At 60.8% G+C, this 14376-nt stretch carries 14 protein-coding genes; 6 read left to right on the top strand and 8 right to left on the bottom strand.

Annotation, left to right across the window (positions count from 1 at the left end; all coding sequences use genetic code 11):
* Window positions 1-35 precede the first annotated feature (35 nt).
* Genes R0125_RS11520 through pdxH form a run of 3 tightly spaced genes read right to left on the bottom strand, consistent with a single transcriptional unit; the run spans window position 36 to window position 2006 of the window.
* Window positions 36-617 (bottom strand): DNA-3-methyladenine glycosylase I, encoded by a 582-nt coding sequence (locus R0125_RS11520; protein ID WP_317238273.1) that lies wholly within the window; start codon window positions 615-617, stop codon window positions 36-38.
* Entirely contained in the window at window positions 617-1402 is a 786-nt protein-coding gene (locus tag R0125_RS11515) for a 4'-phosphopantetheinyl transferase family protein (RefSeq protein ID WP_317238272.1), read from the bottom strand. Before R0125_RS11515 ends, R0125_RS11520 begins: the two co-directional genes overlap by 1 nt.
* A complete protein-coding gene (pdxH, locus tag R0125_RS11510; protein ID WP_248184591.1) occupies window positions 1371-2006 on the bottom strand; it encodes a pyridoxamine 5'-phosphate oxidase in 636 nt (211 codons plus the stop codon). The genes R0125_RS11515 and pdxH overlap by 32 nt, the downstream gene beginning before the upstream one ends.
* 190 nt (window positions 2007-2196) lie before the next feature.
* Here pdxH and R0125_RS11505 point away from each other — a divergent pair, with 190 nt between their 5' ends.
* The gene (locus R0125_RS11505) at window positions 2197-5004 is read left to right on the top strand and encodes a DUF748 domain-containing protein (RefSeq protein ID WP_317238271.1); all 2808 of its coding nucleotides are present in this window, start codon (window positions 2197-2199) and stop codon (window positions 5002-5004) included.
* A 4-nt stretch (window positions 5005-5008) separates the two neighbouring features.
* Here R0125_RS11505 and R0125_RS11500 read toward each other — a convergent pair whose 3' ends face one another.
* Complete coding sequence (locus R0125_RS11500) at window positions 5009-5845, bottom strand: amino acid ABC transporter substrate-binding protein (protein WP_317238270.1); 837 nt, start codon at window positions 5843-5845, stop codon at window positions 5009-5011.
* 86 nt (window positions 5846-5931) lie between these two features.
* On the opposite strand from R0125_RS11500, the gene yfbR reads away from it, so the two are divergent.
* The gene (yfbR, locus tag R0125_RS11495; RefSeq protein ID WP_248184597.1) at window positions 5932-6546 is read left to right on the top strand and encodes a 5'-deoxynucleotidase; all 615 of its coding nucleotides are present in this window, start codon (window positions 5932-5934) and stop codon (window positions 6544-6546) included.
* A gap of 20 nt (window positions 6547-6566) precedes the next feature.
* Here the strand turns inward: yfbR and R0125_RS11490 are convergent, their stop codons facing one another.
* Together R0125_RS11490 and R0125_RS11485 are read right to left on the bottom strand one after the other, a co-directional pair.
* The gene (locus R0125_RS11490; protein ID WP_248184599.1) at window positions 6567-7598 is read right to left on the bottom strand and encodes an SPFH domain-containing protein; all 1032 of its coding nucleotides are present in this window, start codon (window positions 7596-7598) and stop codon (window positions 6567-6569) included.
* Between the two features lie 5 nt (window positions 7599-7603).
* Entirely contained in the window at window positions 7604-8059 is a 456-nt protein-coding gene (locus R0125_RS11485; RefSeq protein ID WP_317238269.1) for a nodulation efficiency, NfeD-like protein, read from the bottom strand.
* Between the two features lie 177 nt (window positions 8060-8236).
* Between R0125_RS11485 and R0125_RS11480 the strand changes: the two genes are divergently transcribed.
* Complete coding sequence (locus R0125_RS11480; RefSeq protein ID WP_317238268.1) at window positions 8237-9052, top strand: SDR family NAD(P)-dependent oxidoreductase; 816 nt, start codon at window positions 8237-8239, stop codon at window positions 9050-9052.
* A gap of 108 nt (window positions 9053-9160) precedes the next feature.
* A complete protein-coding gene (locus tag R0125_RS11475) occupies window positions 9161-10270 on the top strand; it encodes a diguanylate cyclase (protein ID WP_317238267.1) in 1110 nt (369 codons plus the stop codon).
* On the opposite strand, the gene R0125_RS11470 is transcribed toward R0125_RS11475, so the two are convergent.
* Complete coding sequence (locus R0125_RS11470) at window positions 10215-11108, bottom strand: metal-dependent hydrolase (RefSeq protein WP_317238266.1); 894 nt, start codon at window positions 11106-11108, stop codon at window positions 10215-10217. The two genes, R0125_RS11475 and R0125_RS11470, sit on opposite strands and share 56 nt — an antisense overlap.
* A gap of 246 nt (window positions 11109-11354) precedes the next feature.
* Between R0125_RS11470 and R0125_RS11465 the strand changes: the two genes are divergently transcribed.
* Window positions 11355-12461: a helix-turn-helix domain-containing protein gene (locus R0125_RS11465; RefSeq protein ID WP_317238265.1), complete on the top strand. Its 1107-nt coding sequence runs from the start codon at window positions 11355-11357 to the stop codon at window positions 12459-12461.
* A 113-nt stretch (window positions 12462-12574) separates the two neighbouring features.
* Entirely contained in the window at window positions 12575-12982 is a 408-nt protein-coding gene (locus R0125_RS11460; protein WP_317238264.1) for a TM2 domain-containing protein, read from the top strand.
* Here R0125_RS11460 and R0125_RS11455 read toward each other — a convergent pair.
* Window positions 12975-14348, bottom strand: coding sequence for a wax ester/triacylglycerol synthase family O-acyltransferase (locus R0125_RS11455; RefSeq protein WP_317238263.1), 1374 nt, complete (start codon window positions 14346-14348; stop codon window positions 12975-12977). The genes R0125_RS11460 and R0125_RS11455 overlap by 8 nt on opposite strands.
* Window positions 14349-14376: the final 28 nt, after the last annotated feature.

The raw sequence follows: 14376 nt of genomic DNA, 5'->3' as shown, positions 1-14376 counted from the left end.
TACCGGGGAATTTACGACCGCCAGTGGTAATAGGATCAATTACCCAGTTCCCGGCAGACTTCATGCTGGGGGCAGTCCACCAGGTGATCGTTCACCATGCCGGTGGCCTGCATGAAGGCGTACACAATGGTTGGGCCGACAAAATTGAAGCCGGCGTTCTTGAGCGCCCGTGACATGGCCTCCGCCTCGGCTGTGGTTACCGGAACGTCGGAAAAGCTATGCCAGCGGTTCTGGAGCGGTTTGCCACCTACAAAGGACCAGAGGAATTCGCTGAAATCCGCGCCCTGCTCCTTCATCTGAAGAAAACTGCGGGCGTTGCGAATGATCGAGTGCACCTTGAGGCGATTTCGGATGATGCCGGGGTTGGCGAGCAGTTCCTCGATCTTCTGGTCGTCATAGCGGGCGATCCGTTGTGGATCAAAATCGTCGTAGGCCTGCCGGTAGCTGTCCTGTTTGCGCAGTATGGTGATCCAGCTCAGACCGGCCTGCTGTCCATCCAGGCAAAGCTTTTCAAACAGCGCGAGTTCGTCGTACTCCGGGCGCCCCCACACGGTATCGTGGTAGTGAACGTAGAGGGGATCCGTGCCGCACCAGGGGCAGCGTCTGTTGTCGTCCATCAGGATTCCTCGCAAGGGCGGATGCGTGGCGTCACCGGCTGATGCCAGTTCATGATCAGGGGCTCAGCCTGTGGCCACAGAGCAGTCAGGTCAAGGTTTGTTGGCACCTCTGCCAGCAGCCGCCCGCCAGGCCGGGAAAATCGCTCATCGCAGTAGACCAGAGTGACCAGGAAGCCCGCCACAGTGCCACTGGCCGCCTGCCAACCGGGCTCATCGCGATCCCCGGACAGGTGAAAATCGGAGCCCACTTCCAGCGTCTGAAGGTTGCCGGCAATGCCCCGGCCGGTGGCTTTCAGCCACGCTTCTTTCAGGGTCCAGACCCGCAGGAAGTCCTCATGGCTGTCGTTGGCGAGCAGCCAGCGTTGTTCGGCTGGGGTAAACCAGCGCCGCACCACTTTCTGCCACTGGGGATGACGGTTGAGGGGTTCGATATCCAGTCCGATACCGGCGCGGCCACTCACTGCGCAGGCGGACAGCCGCTGACTGTGGCTGAGAGACAGATGCCAGCCGGCGGGAGTTGCCGACGCTGTCGGCCGTCCGGCCACCGGCGCGCAGCCCGCGGGCGGGCAATGGGCACTGCTGGCGATGGCCTGTCGTAGCAGCCAACGGCTGCTCAGGTACTCCCGCCGCCTCGGGCCGGAGAACTTTGCCACGGTTGCCCGCTCATAGTCGGTAAGCCAGGCCGGGCTGGGCAGATCCGGTGCTTCCGGTTCACGGCACAGCCAGATCGATGGCGCACCGTCCGGGCGGTTGTCAGGGCTGCAGTCGCTGGATGTGCCAGCCATCGCCTTCCCTTACGTATTCGAAGCGGTCGTGGAGACGGCTGGGACGGCCCTGCCAGAATTCGATGCGCTGGGGCACCACCCGGTAGCCACCCCAGAAACTTGGTAGGGGTACGTCTCCGTTGCCGAATTTCTCTTTGATTTCCGCCACTTTTTGCTCGAGCAGCCCGCGGGAGGTGATCACCTTGCTCTGCTCCGAGACCCAGGCGCCAATTTGACTGCCCCGGGGCCGTGACGCGAAATAACGTAGGGATTCGGCTTTGCTGACTCGTTCCACGGCGCCCTGAATCCGTACCTGCCGGTTCAGGGCAATCCAGGGAAACAGCAGCGCCGCCTGCGGATTCTGCGCCAGTTCCGCGGCCTTGCGGCTGCCATAATTGGTGTAGAACACGAAGCCCTGCTCGTCGAAATACTTCAGCAGAACCGTGCGCAGGTCAGGCATGGCATCGTGCCCGGCGGTGGCCAGCGACAGGGCGTTGGGTTCCAGAATACCGGCCTCACGAGCATGCTCGAACCAGCTCTGAAACTGCCGGATCGGGTTGTCATCCAGGGCATCGCGATCCAGGCCTTCGCTCTCGAAATCACGACGCATATCGCCGATGTCCATAGTGTTTCCTCTGTCGCGTGTTGGTAGCACCAAAAATACGAATCATGAGGATATCGGGTTCAGCGCCGGCTGTCGCGATCACGGTGAACGGACTGCCGCTGCTGACAAACGGGTGTCGGGCCGACTATCCTTGTAAACAGGCACGCGGGTAAGATTGCCCGGGAATTCCGCCGTCTATGAGGAGAAGTCCGTGGCTCAGAGCCGTCAACGCAGTCGCACCCCCAGAAATCTGTTGATCGGGGTCCTGGTTCTTTTTGTGCTGTACACCCTGGCAGGCTTTCTGCTTCTTCCCTGGTGGCTGGAAAAGTCGCTGCCGGAGCAGCTGGATCAGCGCATGGGGTGGCAGGCGGCGGTGGCCGACATCCGTGCCAACCCGTTTGCGTTGAGTGTCGAGGCCACGGGACTGGAAGCGGTGGACAGCGGCGGTGAGCCGGTGGTGGCGTTTGAACGGCTGCGGCTGGATCTGAATTTCTTCCAGCTGGTGCGGGGCATTGTCGGGTTCGAGGAGATTCAGCTGGACGAGCCGTTCATCCGCGTTGACTTACTGGAGGACTACGGCGTCAACTTTGCCAGAGACTGGCAGAGCGCCAATCCCGGCGAGGTCACCGAGCCACCGGCCGGGGACGACGAAGCCAGCGAGCCACTGCCGCTGTATTTCGGGCAGATCTTGGTCAATGGTGGTGAGATGCTGTTCCGCGATTTCAGTCAGCAGGAAATGGCGGAGTTCCGCATTGAACCCCTGGACCTGACACTCAACGATTTTGCCACCTGGCCCCGTGAGGATCAGGGCAGCGACTATTCCCTGATGGCGGCGTTGGGTAGCCAGACCATTGAGTGGGAGGGTGATCTCAGTGTGGCCCCGTTCTACTCCCGGGGATCTCTGCGGCTGTCATCCGTGGGCTACGATACGCTGGCGCATTTCCTGGCCCCTTACCTGCCGTATGATCTGCGCGGCGGCAGTGTCACCGTGAGCTCTGACTACGTCGTCCAGGCCGGCGACACCTTCTACCTGGAAACCACCAATGGCGAGTTTGCCCTCGAAGATCTGGCTATTGCCCTGGACGAGGACAGTGAGCAAGCGCGGCTGAGTGCCGGCAAACTGGCGGTGGATGCCATCCGCTTTGACCTCACGGGTCGGGAAATCAACGTGGGTCAGGTGTCCCTGGAAAATCTCGATCTGGCCCTGGCGCGGGATGAGAACGGTCAGATCGACTGGCTTGCCCCGTTGGCATCCGCCGACGGCAACAGCGACACTGGCGACGGAGAGGCGGCGGCCGAATCCGAAGCCCCGCTCCGCTGGTCCCTGGCCGGTATCTCGTTGACCGGCAGCCGGGTGCTGTGGCAGGACCGGCAGCCGGAATCTGCCGCCGAGATCGCCCTCGAGCAGCTGTCGTTGTCCACCGGCACCCTCAGCCATGAGCTGGCGGAGCCGGTGAGTTACCGGGTACAGGGCACTCTGGCCAGTGGCGGGCGGTTGTCGCTGGATGGGCAGGTCACTCCGTCACCTTTCACTCTTGAGGCGGCGATTTCCGGCACAGACGTGGCGATTGCTGCCTTCCAGCCCTATGTCCGCCAAGCCGCGAACATCGAGATTGCCAGCGGCCTGCTGGGGCTGGACGGCAATCTGGATCTCGACGGTCAGAAAGATCCCCTCACCGGCACCTTCAGCGGCACCGGTGAGTTGACCGGGCTCAACATGCGGCTGCCGGAGGCGTCGGATGAACTGGTGTCGTGGCAGAGCCTGCGACTGGCACCCATCGAGTACAACGTCTACCCCGCGCGCCTGGAAATCGGCACTGTTACGCTCACCGAGCCCTCGGTCAACGTGGTGCGGGAGAGCGACGGTCTGCACAACCTCGAGCGCATCATCCGGGCATCGGATAACGACGACAGCGAAACATCCGGCGACGACGCCGGTGGCGAGCCGGACTTCATCTTCCGAATAGATCAATTGCTGCTGGAGCGCGGAGAGGTTTCCTACACCGACCGGTCCCTCGAGCCGGCCTTCTCCACCACTCTGCAGGCGCTCAATGGCAGTGTTAGCGGTATTGCCAATGTGTCCCCCCAGCAGGGGGACATTGTCGTCCGCGGATTGGTGAACGGCAGCTCCGAACTGACCTTTGATGGCTCCCTCGGGACCCTGGGCACGGACGACATCAGCACGTTGACCGTGGGAATGAAAGGTGCGTCGCTGCCGAATTTGTCACCGTATTTCGGGCGTTACCTTGGTTACGGGGTCAACAGTGGCAAGCTGGATCTCGATGTGAACTACGAGATTTCCGGCAGCCGGATTGAGGCCAGCAACCTGATCATCATGGATCGACTGGAACTGGGCCAGCCGGTAGTCAGTGATCAGGCCACTGGTGCGCCAGTCAAACTGGGCCTGGCATTATTGCGGGATCGCAAGGGGATGATCGAAATTGATCTGCCGATCAGCGGTGATCTTCAGGACCCGGATTTCAGCGTTGGTAATGTCGTCATGCGGGCTTTTGTGAACCTTCTCAGCAAGGCCGCTGCCTCTCCTTTCAGTGTGTTGGGCTCGGTTGCCCAGCTGGCGGGACTGTCCGGTGATCAGCTCAGCGAAGTGCGGTTTGTGGCAGGCACTGCCGAGCTGGCCGAGGGCGACCGGGTCAAACTGGATGCCCTGGCGGACGCTCTGACCGAGCGACCGGCGCTGTTGCTCAATATTCGTGGTGGTGTGGCACCGCAAGCTGATGGCCTGGCGTTGTTACGCCAGCGGCTGACCCGGCAGCAGGGCGGAGCCCTGTCTGAAACCGACTGGGCTGAGGCGCGGGAGGCGTTTCTTGCCGGGGAGCGCTCACTACCGCCGGAAGCCCTCGGAAATCTGGCGTCGGCACGGGGCGCCTGGCTGAAAAAAGAGATGCTTGAAGCGTACGATGTGGCGGCGGACCAGCTGTTTTTGCTGGACCCGCAGCGTGACGCCAGAGCAGACGAACAGGGCCTGGTGGCGGTGCAGTTTGCTTTGGACGCCCGTTAGCCTCTCACGGCAGGTTCTGCTGGAACGGGAAACCCGTGAAAAACCCCGGTGGTAGCTGCAGGCCCCACTTCTCCACCAGTATGCGGTAACGGCCACTTCGCACCAGAGGTTCAAGTAGCCGGATCATATCGGCGGCATTCACCGGGCCGCCGGCGCGGGTAATAATGGCCAGACGGTATACCTGATCCGGTCGCTCGGAAATCAGCAATCGTTCCCGGTCTTCGGGGTGCTGCGCCAGATGTTGCTGGAGGTAGGAGCGACTGACAATCGCCACCTCGGCAACGGAGGGCCGGTCGGCCTTGATCAGGTTGATGTTGCGGCGGTGGCTGTCGGAGAACTCGATGTCGAAGCGCTGTTCCAGTTTTTCGCTGTCGATCTCGAAATCCGCAAAGCCATAATGATAGCCCGACATGGTCACGATGCTGCGTTCCTGGAGGTTGTCGAAGAACCCGGTGTCCCGTCCCGGTTTTCTCAACGCCAGATACAGCTCTTCGTCGGTCAGAATCGGGATAGTGGCTTCATGCGGGTAGTCGTGCCAGCCCCAGGCCGGGCTCTCAAAGAAGATGACGTCGTACAGGCCGGCTGTGAAGTCCAGATAGCGGCGCATGGGCGACGTGTGCACAACTTTGAAACGGACATCCGGGTGGGCAGTGTCAAGGTGCTGCAGGGTGTCCGCCAGCAGCCCTTCCACTTCGCTTTCAGAGCCGATACCGGCAATGGGCGGGAAGTTGTAGACTCCCACCTTGATTTCCAGCTCGGCGCGGGCAACGGGCACAGTAAAGCCCACCGCGCAGAACAGCAGGGCGAGCAAGGCAGGTTGGAATCGGTTGTTTCGCGGCAAGGAAGAGTCCCGGGTGGCCAAGTTCTGAGCGTTCGTTCAGATTAACACCCGGAGATTCCTGTCAGAAAGGGTCAAATTATAAACTTATGCAAAACGGAGCGTTTACTGTGCAGCCCACTCTGAGCCATTTTTTTGCTTACGTTTCCCGGTTGCGCTGGATCAAGCGCTGGGGGCTGATGCGCAACGCCATCGAAGAGAACGTGGCCACCCATTCCTGGGAGGTGGCAACCCTCGCCCACGCCCTGGCGTTGATCCGCAATCGTCACTTCGGCGGCACCGTCAATGCCGACCGTATTGCTGCAGCGGCGTTGTACCACGACGCCACGGAGGTGATCACTGGCGATTTGCCAACGCCGGTGAAGTATCACTCACGGGTGATGCGAGAGGCGTTCGGGGATATCGAGCACAAGGCCGAGGCGGAGTTGCTGGCGTTATTGCCGGCGGACCTGCGGGAGGATTTCGCACCCTACGTGCGGGAGTCGCAGCTGTCGGCGGAAGAGAAGGAACTGATCAAGGCGGCGGACCGGTTGTCGGCGCTGCTGAAATGCGAAGCCGAGATGCGGGCCGGTAACACCGAGTTCGAACCGGCCGCCGAGCAGATTGCGCGGCGGCTGGAACAGGATGGCCTGGCGGAGGTTGCCTACTTCATGGAAGTGTTTGCCCCCGGTTACCGGCAACCTCTGGACAATCTTCTGGGCTGAGCCGGTCTGATCACCAGCGATCAGGCGCCGCCGGATGCCACCATGCCGCCGCGCAGACCGTCACGTTGCGCCGACTGGCGGACAATGTCCTCCGGGCTGCCGGCCAGTTCCCGGAACATGCCCATGGAGCCGAGCAGCGCGGAGGACTCGTAGGGCACGAACACCCGCTCGCCATCCTTGGCCATGTTCGGCAGAACCTTAATGTAGCTCTGGCCGAGCAGGTAGCCGACAACGGTCTGCTTGTTTTGTTCGGTTTCGCCGATGGCACTCAGCACCAGGCGGATGGATTCCTGCTCACCCTGGGCGCGCAGAATGGCCGATTCTTTGTCGCCCTGGGCATTGAGGATCGCGGATTCGCGCTGGCCCTGGGCCATGGCGATGGCGGCGGACTTCTCGCCCTCGGCTTCGGTGACCGTGGCCCGGCGCTTACGCTCGGCGGCCATCTGCAGGCGCATGGCCTCTTCCACTTCTTCCGGCATACTGATGTCCTGCACTTCCACGCGGGTCAGTTTGACCCCCCATTTAGAGGCAGCCTCTTCCATTTCCGCCTGGATCGCGTTGTTCACTTCGCTGCGGGATTCGAACAGCTTGTCCAGCTCCATCTTGCCCACGACCGAACGCAGGGTGGTTTTCGCCAGTACTTCCACCGCCTGGCTCATGTTGGCCACCTCGTAGACGGCGCGGCGCGGGTCGATGATCTGGTAATACAGGGCACCGTTGATGTTCACCGTGACGTTGTCGGTGGTCACCACCGGCTGACCGGGAAAGTCCATCACCGTCTCGCGGCGGTCGATGCGGGTTTCAAAGCTGCTGCTGGGATGGTATTCGTCGCCGATGCGCACATAGCGGGTCATGGTGATGGCGCGCGGGCGCTCGATGAACGGAATGATGATGTTGACGCCGCTTTCCAGAATCCGGTTAAAGGACCCCAGCCGCTCGATTACCATCACTTCGGACTGGCGCACGATAACGAGGCCCTTGGCGATGATGGCGATGCCGATAGCCAGCAGAACGAGACTGATAACCAGGCCCGGCGAGAGAAATGCTTCCATACGTGTTACTCCGTGGGTTTGACGCTGTGAACGACGGCGGTGGTGCCGTCGAAGGTTTCGAAAATGACGTCCGTGCCGGCGGCCAGCTCGGCGCTGAACCCGTCACTGGTGCGAATACGGTAGAAGTCGCCGTTGATCTTGATGCCTACGGCGCCGTCGAAGTCACGCCGTTCGCATTGATAACGGCGGCCCTGTTCCACGCCGGTGCCGGTGGTGCCGTAGGCTACCCCTTTGGGTGAGAAGCGCGGGCGGATCCAGCGAATGGCCACCGGTACCAGGATGCCCGAGAACACACCCATGGCGACCAGTTGCCATTCAAACGGAATGCCGAGAAACGCCAGCAGGGCCGTCAGCGCGGCAGCCACGCCCAATGCCAGCAGTGCCAGCACGCCGGAGGTCAGCTCCGCGAGGCTCAGAGCCAGAGCCAGGATCAGCCAGAAATGCGTGAGACTCCATTCCATACAAGCAGTGTCCGTCAGAGAAAGGTTGAAATTGAAGGACCGATTGTAGCACGCCGGTTCGGGTTGGCCTGAGTGCCCGCTGTGACGAACCTCTGATGCCATGGCCAGAAAACCGTCAGGTGCTAGAGTGTCGAGTATAGACATCTCCCCAAACAAAACCGATAAGAGGCAATGGCCATGAAAGATCTGAACAACAAGGTTGCGGTGGTAACCGGCGCGGGCTCTGGTATTGGCCGTTCGCTGGCAAAATCCCTGGCAGCCCGCGGCTGCCGGCTGGCATTGTCTGACGTCAATGAGACCGGCCTGGCGGAAACCGTCAGTGAACTGGGCGGTGCCGATGTCAAAACCTACAAACTGGATGTATCGGATCGCGATGCCATCTATGCCCACGCCGAGCAGGTCGCAAAGGACTTCGGTCAGGTCAATCTGGTGATCAATAACGCCGGTGTGGCCCTGTCCGCCTCAGTCAGCGAGATGAGCGATGACGACTTCAAATGGGTCATGGACATCGATTTCTGGGGCGTCGCCCACGGCACCCGGGCGTTCCTGCCGCATCTGATTGCGTCCGGTGACGGTCACGTGGTGAACATTTCCAGTGTGTTTGGCCTGATCAGCGTGCCCAAGCAAAGCGCCTACAACGCGGCCAAGTTCGCAGTACGCGGCTTTACCGAAGCCCTGCGCCAGGAAATGAACCTGGAAAACCAGCCGGTGGCGGTCAGCTGCGTCCATCCCGGCGGCATCCGCACCAACATCGCCAATGCCGCACGCATGGGCAAGTCTGAAAACGCCGATGCCCAGCGCAAGGGCTTCGACAAGCTGGCCAGGACCACGCCGGACAAGGCCGCAGAGATCATTATCAAAGGTATCCTGAAAGACGAGTCACGCATCCTGGTAGGCCCGGATGCCTGGGGCATTGACGCTATCAACCGACTGCTGGGCTCAGCCTATCAGCCGCTGGTTGAGCGTTTCTCCCGCAAGAATCTTTACGTCTGAGCCAGGCCGCCGGCATCAGTGGGTTTCCCGATGAGGTGAAACCTGCTGTATATTTTACATACAGATTTAAGCTTCTATACTTGCTGTTGTTCCAGGGAAGGAGACAGCATGACTACGACACATCATTCCGACTTGGGAACGGCTCTGGAGCAAAGCCGTTCGGGTCTCCGCGATAATCACCGCCGCTCACTGATGCGGCTGCTGTTCCTGATCACCGGGTCGTCCCTGCTGGTGTTTTCGGGCCTGCAGGCCGTGAACGGTTTCTGGTGGGTGGCCGGCACCGAACTGTTGGCCAGTGCCCTGCTGTTTTTCGGCTTTGCTCGTTTGCGTGATAGCGCGCACCTGCAGGGGTGGATTTATGGCTATCTGACGGCGCTGTTCTCATTTTTTCTGGCCATCATGCTGTTTCCCGACGCCTCCGTATCGGCGTTCGCCTGGGTGCTGATGATGCCGGTGCTTGCCTATCTGCTGCTGGGAAAGCGTGAGGGCTTCCTGCTCAGCGTGCCCTTCGTGCTGGCCGGCGGGGTGGTCTATTACCTGCATCTGGGCCAGGTCGACAGCGCCTACCTGATGATCGACCTGCTCAACATGACCCTTTGCGGTGCGCTGATGCTGGTGTTCATCCATCTGTACGAAATCCGGCGCGAGGAAGCCGAACAACGGCTGGTGGATATGGCTCAGAGTGATTTCCTGACCGGGCTGGCCAATCGCAGCAGCTTTCAGAGTACCCTGACCCGCACCATCGCCGAGTGTGAGCGCAGCGGCGGCGGCTTTGCGCTGGTGATTATGGACATCGATCACTTCAAAGTGGTCAACGACACCCTGGGGCACGATGCCGGCGACCTGGTGCTCAAAGACATTGCGTTGAGCCTGGGGGAGCGGTTGCGTAGCACTGATTTCGTGGCACGTCTTGGGGGGGAGGAATTCGGCCTGATCCTGCGGGACGTCAAGTCAGCCGGCGCCTGCGAACTGATGGAGGAACTGCGGCAGCGCATTGCGGATCGGGAGCTGGTTTACGGGGATGCGCAGGTTCGTGTGACGGCGTCTTTCGGCATCGCCCATTGGCCCGAGCATGGCCGGCAGGCCGAAACCCTGTTCCGCGTTGCCGACCGGTGCCTTTACAGCGGTAAAAGCGCCGGCCGGAATCGCGTGGCCCGACCGCTTACTGCAGGGTCCGGCGGTTTCCCTTCTGATACTGCGGCGCAATGTGCGCGCTGATTTCTTCCTTGAAGCGGGCAATCAGTTCGCTGTTATCGTGATCCCAGGGGTGGAAGCCCGGTTTGAAGTATTCCAGCCAGGTGGGGATCAGGCTGGAGAAGGTGCCGTCTTTACCCCACATGCGCCAGACACTCTTGGCGGCGTCTTTCAGTGAGAAGTTGCTGCGATCATTCAGCACCATCCGGGTGGTGAAATAGCTGGCAACCACGCCCAGAGCGGCGGTACTGAAGGCCAGATAGAACGCGCGCTCGGCGTAGGTGCCGCCCACTTCCTGAAACACATCGTAGGTCACCGCTTTGTGCTCGGTTTCCTCGATGGCGTGCCACATCCACAGCGGACGCATGCTCTCGTGCATGTCTTCACGCACGTCGCTGCGCTCCAGCAGCATGTCTGCCATCATCGCGGTCAGGTGCTCCAGGCCGCAGGTAATGGCCAGCTGGTGGCGTTTCGGCAGCTTTTTGGTGATACCGAGAATCACTTCCAGCTGCTTTTCCAGTTCCTCCACCGGCATGCCGCGATCCCGCACGTGCTGGTTCATGGTGTCATGCTCCAGCGAGTGCATGGCCTCCTGACCAATGAACCCGCGCACTTCCGCTTTCAGCTTGGGATCGGAGATCTGGTCGCGGTAGTAGCGCACCGAATCCACGAAAAACTGTTCGCCCTGGGGAAACAGTACCGACAGCGCATTCATGGTGTGGCTCAGTAGATGGCTGTTATTGAGCCAGTACTGCGGCACCTGTTCACCGAATTCAAAACCCATGCGCTGAGGCTTGATGGAGACGTTCTCCGGCGTATTGGACACCGGGGCCTTGGATTCTGCAGTTTTTGTTCTCAGCATGGTTACACTCCTCTGCGATTGAACGCTTTGGCTGATGTCATGAATCCAGTGTGGGTAAGTCAACGCTTTAAGAGAAGGCGCGAACGGGACGGCCATCGTTCAGGTTGGGACAGACCGAGGCCGATCCCATTGACTATGATGACGCCATTACAGGTGTACCCAGTCCCAGTGTTGCCCGCGGCTGCTTCTGTTAGCATCGGGAAATAAGGTGCGTGTTTTTCACCCTCATACCCACAAGGACAAGCTATGGCAACCACCGGCCCGGACAAAGAACGGCAAATGCTGGGGTTTTTCCTGGTGCCTGGCGTGTACATGCGGGTTCTGGCCGAAACCGTAAGGCAATTGGGCCACAATGATCGGGTTCTGTATGAGGGTTTGAGCTTCACGCTTCAGGATCTCAAGGCCAACGACAGCCGGGTGTTCGTGACCGACGCCATCCTGATGGCCCAGCGGGCACTCGATTTGGCTGGCAAGGATGGCCTCAGCTTCGCGCTGGCACGGGAGCTGCGGGTAACCATCCACGGTACCCTCGGCTTCGCCGCCCTGACCAGCCCGACCTTTGCCGGCGCCCTGGACTCCGTGCGCCGCTACCTGCAGTTGCGGGCGCCGTTTCTGAGCATGAGCCAGTCCGAAGCGGGGGAAAACGTACTGGTGCAACTGCGTACTGAGTTCAATATGCCGGGGCTGTACCCGTTCCTGGCGGAAACCGTGAGTGCCACCCTGATTCTGCTTACCGAGCAGTTGCTGGACCGCGAAGACGCCGAAAAACGGGGCTTTGCCCTCACCGATGGCAAACTGCCGGGCGTGGCGGTGCACCTGAGCAAACCAGAACCGGAATATTACGCCCGCTATGCCGCTCAGCTGCCGGTGCGATTCGAGTACGGCAAGCCCGAGGAAATGATGGTGTTTCCGAAGGCTCTGCTGGAGGTGCGCATGCGGCTGGCGGATGCCGACGCCTCGCGCATGGCTAGTGATCAGTGCGAGTTCGAGCTACAGAAGGCGCTGAAGGACCAGGGTGACATTACGTTGGCGATCCGCAACATGCTGCGAATGATGCCGGGCCCGCTGCCCTCACTGGAGGACATGGCCGAGCGTTTCTGCGTGTCGTCAAGGACGTTGAAGCGGCGGCTGGCGGAGAAGGATACGTCCTACCGGGAAATTGTCGAGCTGGTACTGAAAGACCGCGCCATTCAGTTGTTGCGGTACACCAACCAGTCGGTGAGCGAGATCGCCTACGAGCTGGGTTATGCGGACCTGTCCAATTTCAGCCGGGCGTTCCGCAAGTGGACCGGCAAGTCGGCCAGCGAGTTCCGCGAGGACGGTCCTGATCCGGCTCCGGAGCTTGGTCCTTGACGGGGGGTTGGAGTATTTTTCCCAAGGGAAAAATACTCCAACCCCCGGCCACACTCCAAATTACTAGGCTAGGTCAGAACCAGAACCCAGCTCAGAGCCAAAAGGAGACCACCATGGAAGCCAGACCAGACACCCATAGCAAACTCTTCGGTTACCTGCTCTGGATCTTCGGGTTCCTCGGGGCCCATCGCTTTTACTACGGCAAACCCATCACCGGCACCATCTGGTTTTTTACCTTGGGCTTGCTGTTCATCGGCTGGATCATCGACCTGTTCCTGATCCCGGCGATGGACCGGGAGGCGGATCTGCGATTCCGGGAGGGTGAGGTCAACTACAACATCGGCTGGCTGCTGTTGACCTTCACCGGGGTGTTTGGTCTGCACCGGATGTACATGGGCAAGTGGATCACCGGCATTATCTACCTGCTGACCGGCGGGCTGTTCCTGGTTGGCGTGCTGTACGACTTCTGGACGCTGAACGGCCAGATTTCAGAGCGCAACCAGGAAATGAAGTTCAACTGATGCCCCCGGCCACCTCCAGCTCCGCCAGGCCTTCTTCCAGATAGTCCAGCATCCGTTGAAGGCTCGGGAGGGTGCGGCGGCAGCCGATCAGGCCGAACTCGATCTGGTCGCAGTAGCTGGTCAAGGTCATGTTCAGGGCCATTCGGTCCATGGCGATGGAGACTGGATACATGCCTTCCAGCCTGGCGCCGTTCCAGTAGCGCTCCTCTGACGGGCCCGGTACGTTGGAAATCACCACATTGAAAGTCTGCCATTTCGGCGCCATGCCGGTGAGCAGGTTGAACGCAGCGGGCGCCAGCGTCAGGGCGGTGTAGTTGAGGATTTCTTCCGGTGACATGCTGGCGTAGCGGTCCTTGGCCAGCTTCACATCCTGGTGAATATGCATCAGCCGGTCGGCCGGGTCGCTCAGGTGGGTGCCGAGGGAGGCCAGGATGATGCCCACCTGGTTGCCCGCCTCGCTGTCGTCCCGGCGCAGGGACACCGGCACCATGGCAATCAGCGGCTGGGCCGGCAGGGCGTCCAAGTTCATCAGGTAGGTGCGCAGGGCGCTGGCGCACATGGCCATGACGACGTCGTTGACCGTCACGCCGTAGGCCTGACACACAGTACGGATGCGTTTCAGGCAGTAGGACTGGGCGGCGAAGCGGCGGGAGCCGGTGATTTTCTGGTTCAGCAGGCTGCGCGGGGCGTGGAACACCGAGCTGTACGCCGGGTCTTTCCGGGCATGGTTGATGGTCTTCAACAACTCCCGGGCCACAGTAGGCACCGTGCCCAGCTGTTTGCCGGACTCGCCGATAAGATGGCCGAGACTGCCCCACAGCGACGGTCTGCCGTCTTCTCCCTCTTCCCGTTTTGCCCTGGGTGGCAATGCCCAGATGGGTGGCATGTCGCGTTGTGCCGGGTCGCCGGAAAGCATCCGCTGGGCCATGCGCATGGCAGACACGCCATCGAACAGCGCATGATGCACCTTGGTGTAGACCGCGAACTGGCGATCCCGCAGGCCCTCGATCAGGTGGAACTCCCACAGTGGCCGTTCACGGTCCATCAGGTGGGAATGCTCCGCCGACACAAACGCCAGCAGTTCGCGAACCCGCCCCGGCGTGGGCAGGGCTTCGAAGCGGAAATGGTGCTCCAGATCCAGGTGTTCGTCGTGTACCCACACTGGTTGAGTGAACCGGCTGTCCAGCCTGCGGTCAAACGGCGGAGTCACGGTGCTGTGGTTGCGTAGCGAGTCGGCCAGTTGCGCGACATAGTCATCCGGCGCGTCGTCCGGAAATGAGAACAGTTGCAGGCCACCCACATGCATGGGCTGCTGGCGTTTTTCCAGCCAGAGGAACAGTTGGTCTGCGGGGCTGAGGGGCTTCATTTTTTATCCTTGTTGGGTGCTTTTTGCC

Source organism: Marinobacter sp. M-5 (assembly GCF_032911545.1).
Classification (GTDB): domain Bacteria; phylum Pseudomonadota; class Gammaproteobacteria; order Pseudomonadales; family Oleiphilaceae; genus Marinobacter; species Marinobacter goseongensis.
Note: the sequence above shows the minus strand (reverse complement) of the source record. Positions and strands in the feature narration are given on the sequence as shown.

What these genes read in the sequence shown, in the direction of transcription:
- R0125_RS11520 (WP_317238273.1), bottom strand. Translation starts at nt 617, where the DNA reads ATGGACGACAACAGACGCTGCCCCTGGTGCGGCACGGATCCCCTCTAC.
- R0125_RS11515 (WP_317238272.1), bottom strand. Translation starts at nt 1,402, where the DNA reads ATGGCTGGCACATCCAGCGACTGCAGCCCTGACAACCGCCCGGACGGT.
- pdxH (WP_248184591.1), bottom strand. Translation starts at nt 2,006, where the DNA reads ATGGACATCGGCGATATGCGTCGTGATTTCGAGAGCGAAGGCCTGGAT.
- yfbR (WP_248184597.1), top strand. Translation starts at nt 5,932, where the DNA reads ATGCAAAACGGAGCGTTTACTGTGCAGCCCACTCTGAGCCATTTTTTT.
- R0125_RS11490 (WP_248184599.1), bottom strand. Translation starts at nt 7,598, where the DNA reads ATGGAAGCATTTCTCTCGCCGGGCCTGGTTATCAGTCTCGTTCTGCTG.
- R0125_RS11485 (WP_317238269.1), bottom strand. Translation starts at nt 8,059, where the DNA reads ATGGAATGGAGTCTCACGCATTTCTGGCTGATCCTGGCTCTGGCTCTG.
- R0125_RS11480 (WP_317238268.1), top strand. Translation starts at nt 8,237, where the DNA reads ATGAAAGATCTGAACAACAAGGTTGCGGTGGTAACCGGCGCGGGCTCT.
- R0125_RS11475 (WP_317238267.1), top strand. Translation starts at nt 9,161, where the DNA reads ATGACTACGACACATCATTCCGACTTGGGAACGGCTCTGGAGCAAAGC.
- R0125_RS11470 (WP_317238266.1), bottom strand. Translation starts at nt 11,108, where the DNA reads ATGCTGAGAACAAAAACTGCAGAATCCAAGGCCCCGGTGTCCAATACG.
- R0125_RS11465 (WP_317238265.1), top strand. Translation starts at nt 11,355, where the DNA reads ATGGCAACCACCGGCCCGGACAAAGAACGGCAAATGCTGGGGTTTTTC.
- R0125_RS11460 (WP_317238264.1), top strand. Translation starts at nt 12,575, where the DNA reads ATGGAAGCCAGACCAGACACCCATAGCAAACTCTTCGGTTACCTGCTC.
- R0125_RS11455 (WP_317238263.1), bottom strand. Translation starts at nt 14,348, where the DNA reads ATGAAGCCCCTCAGCCCCGCAGACCAACTGTTCCTCTGGCTGGAAAAA.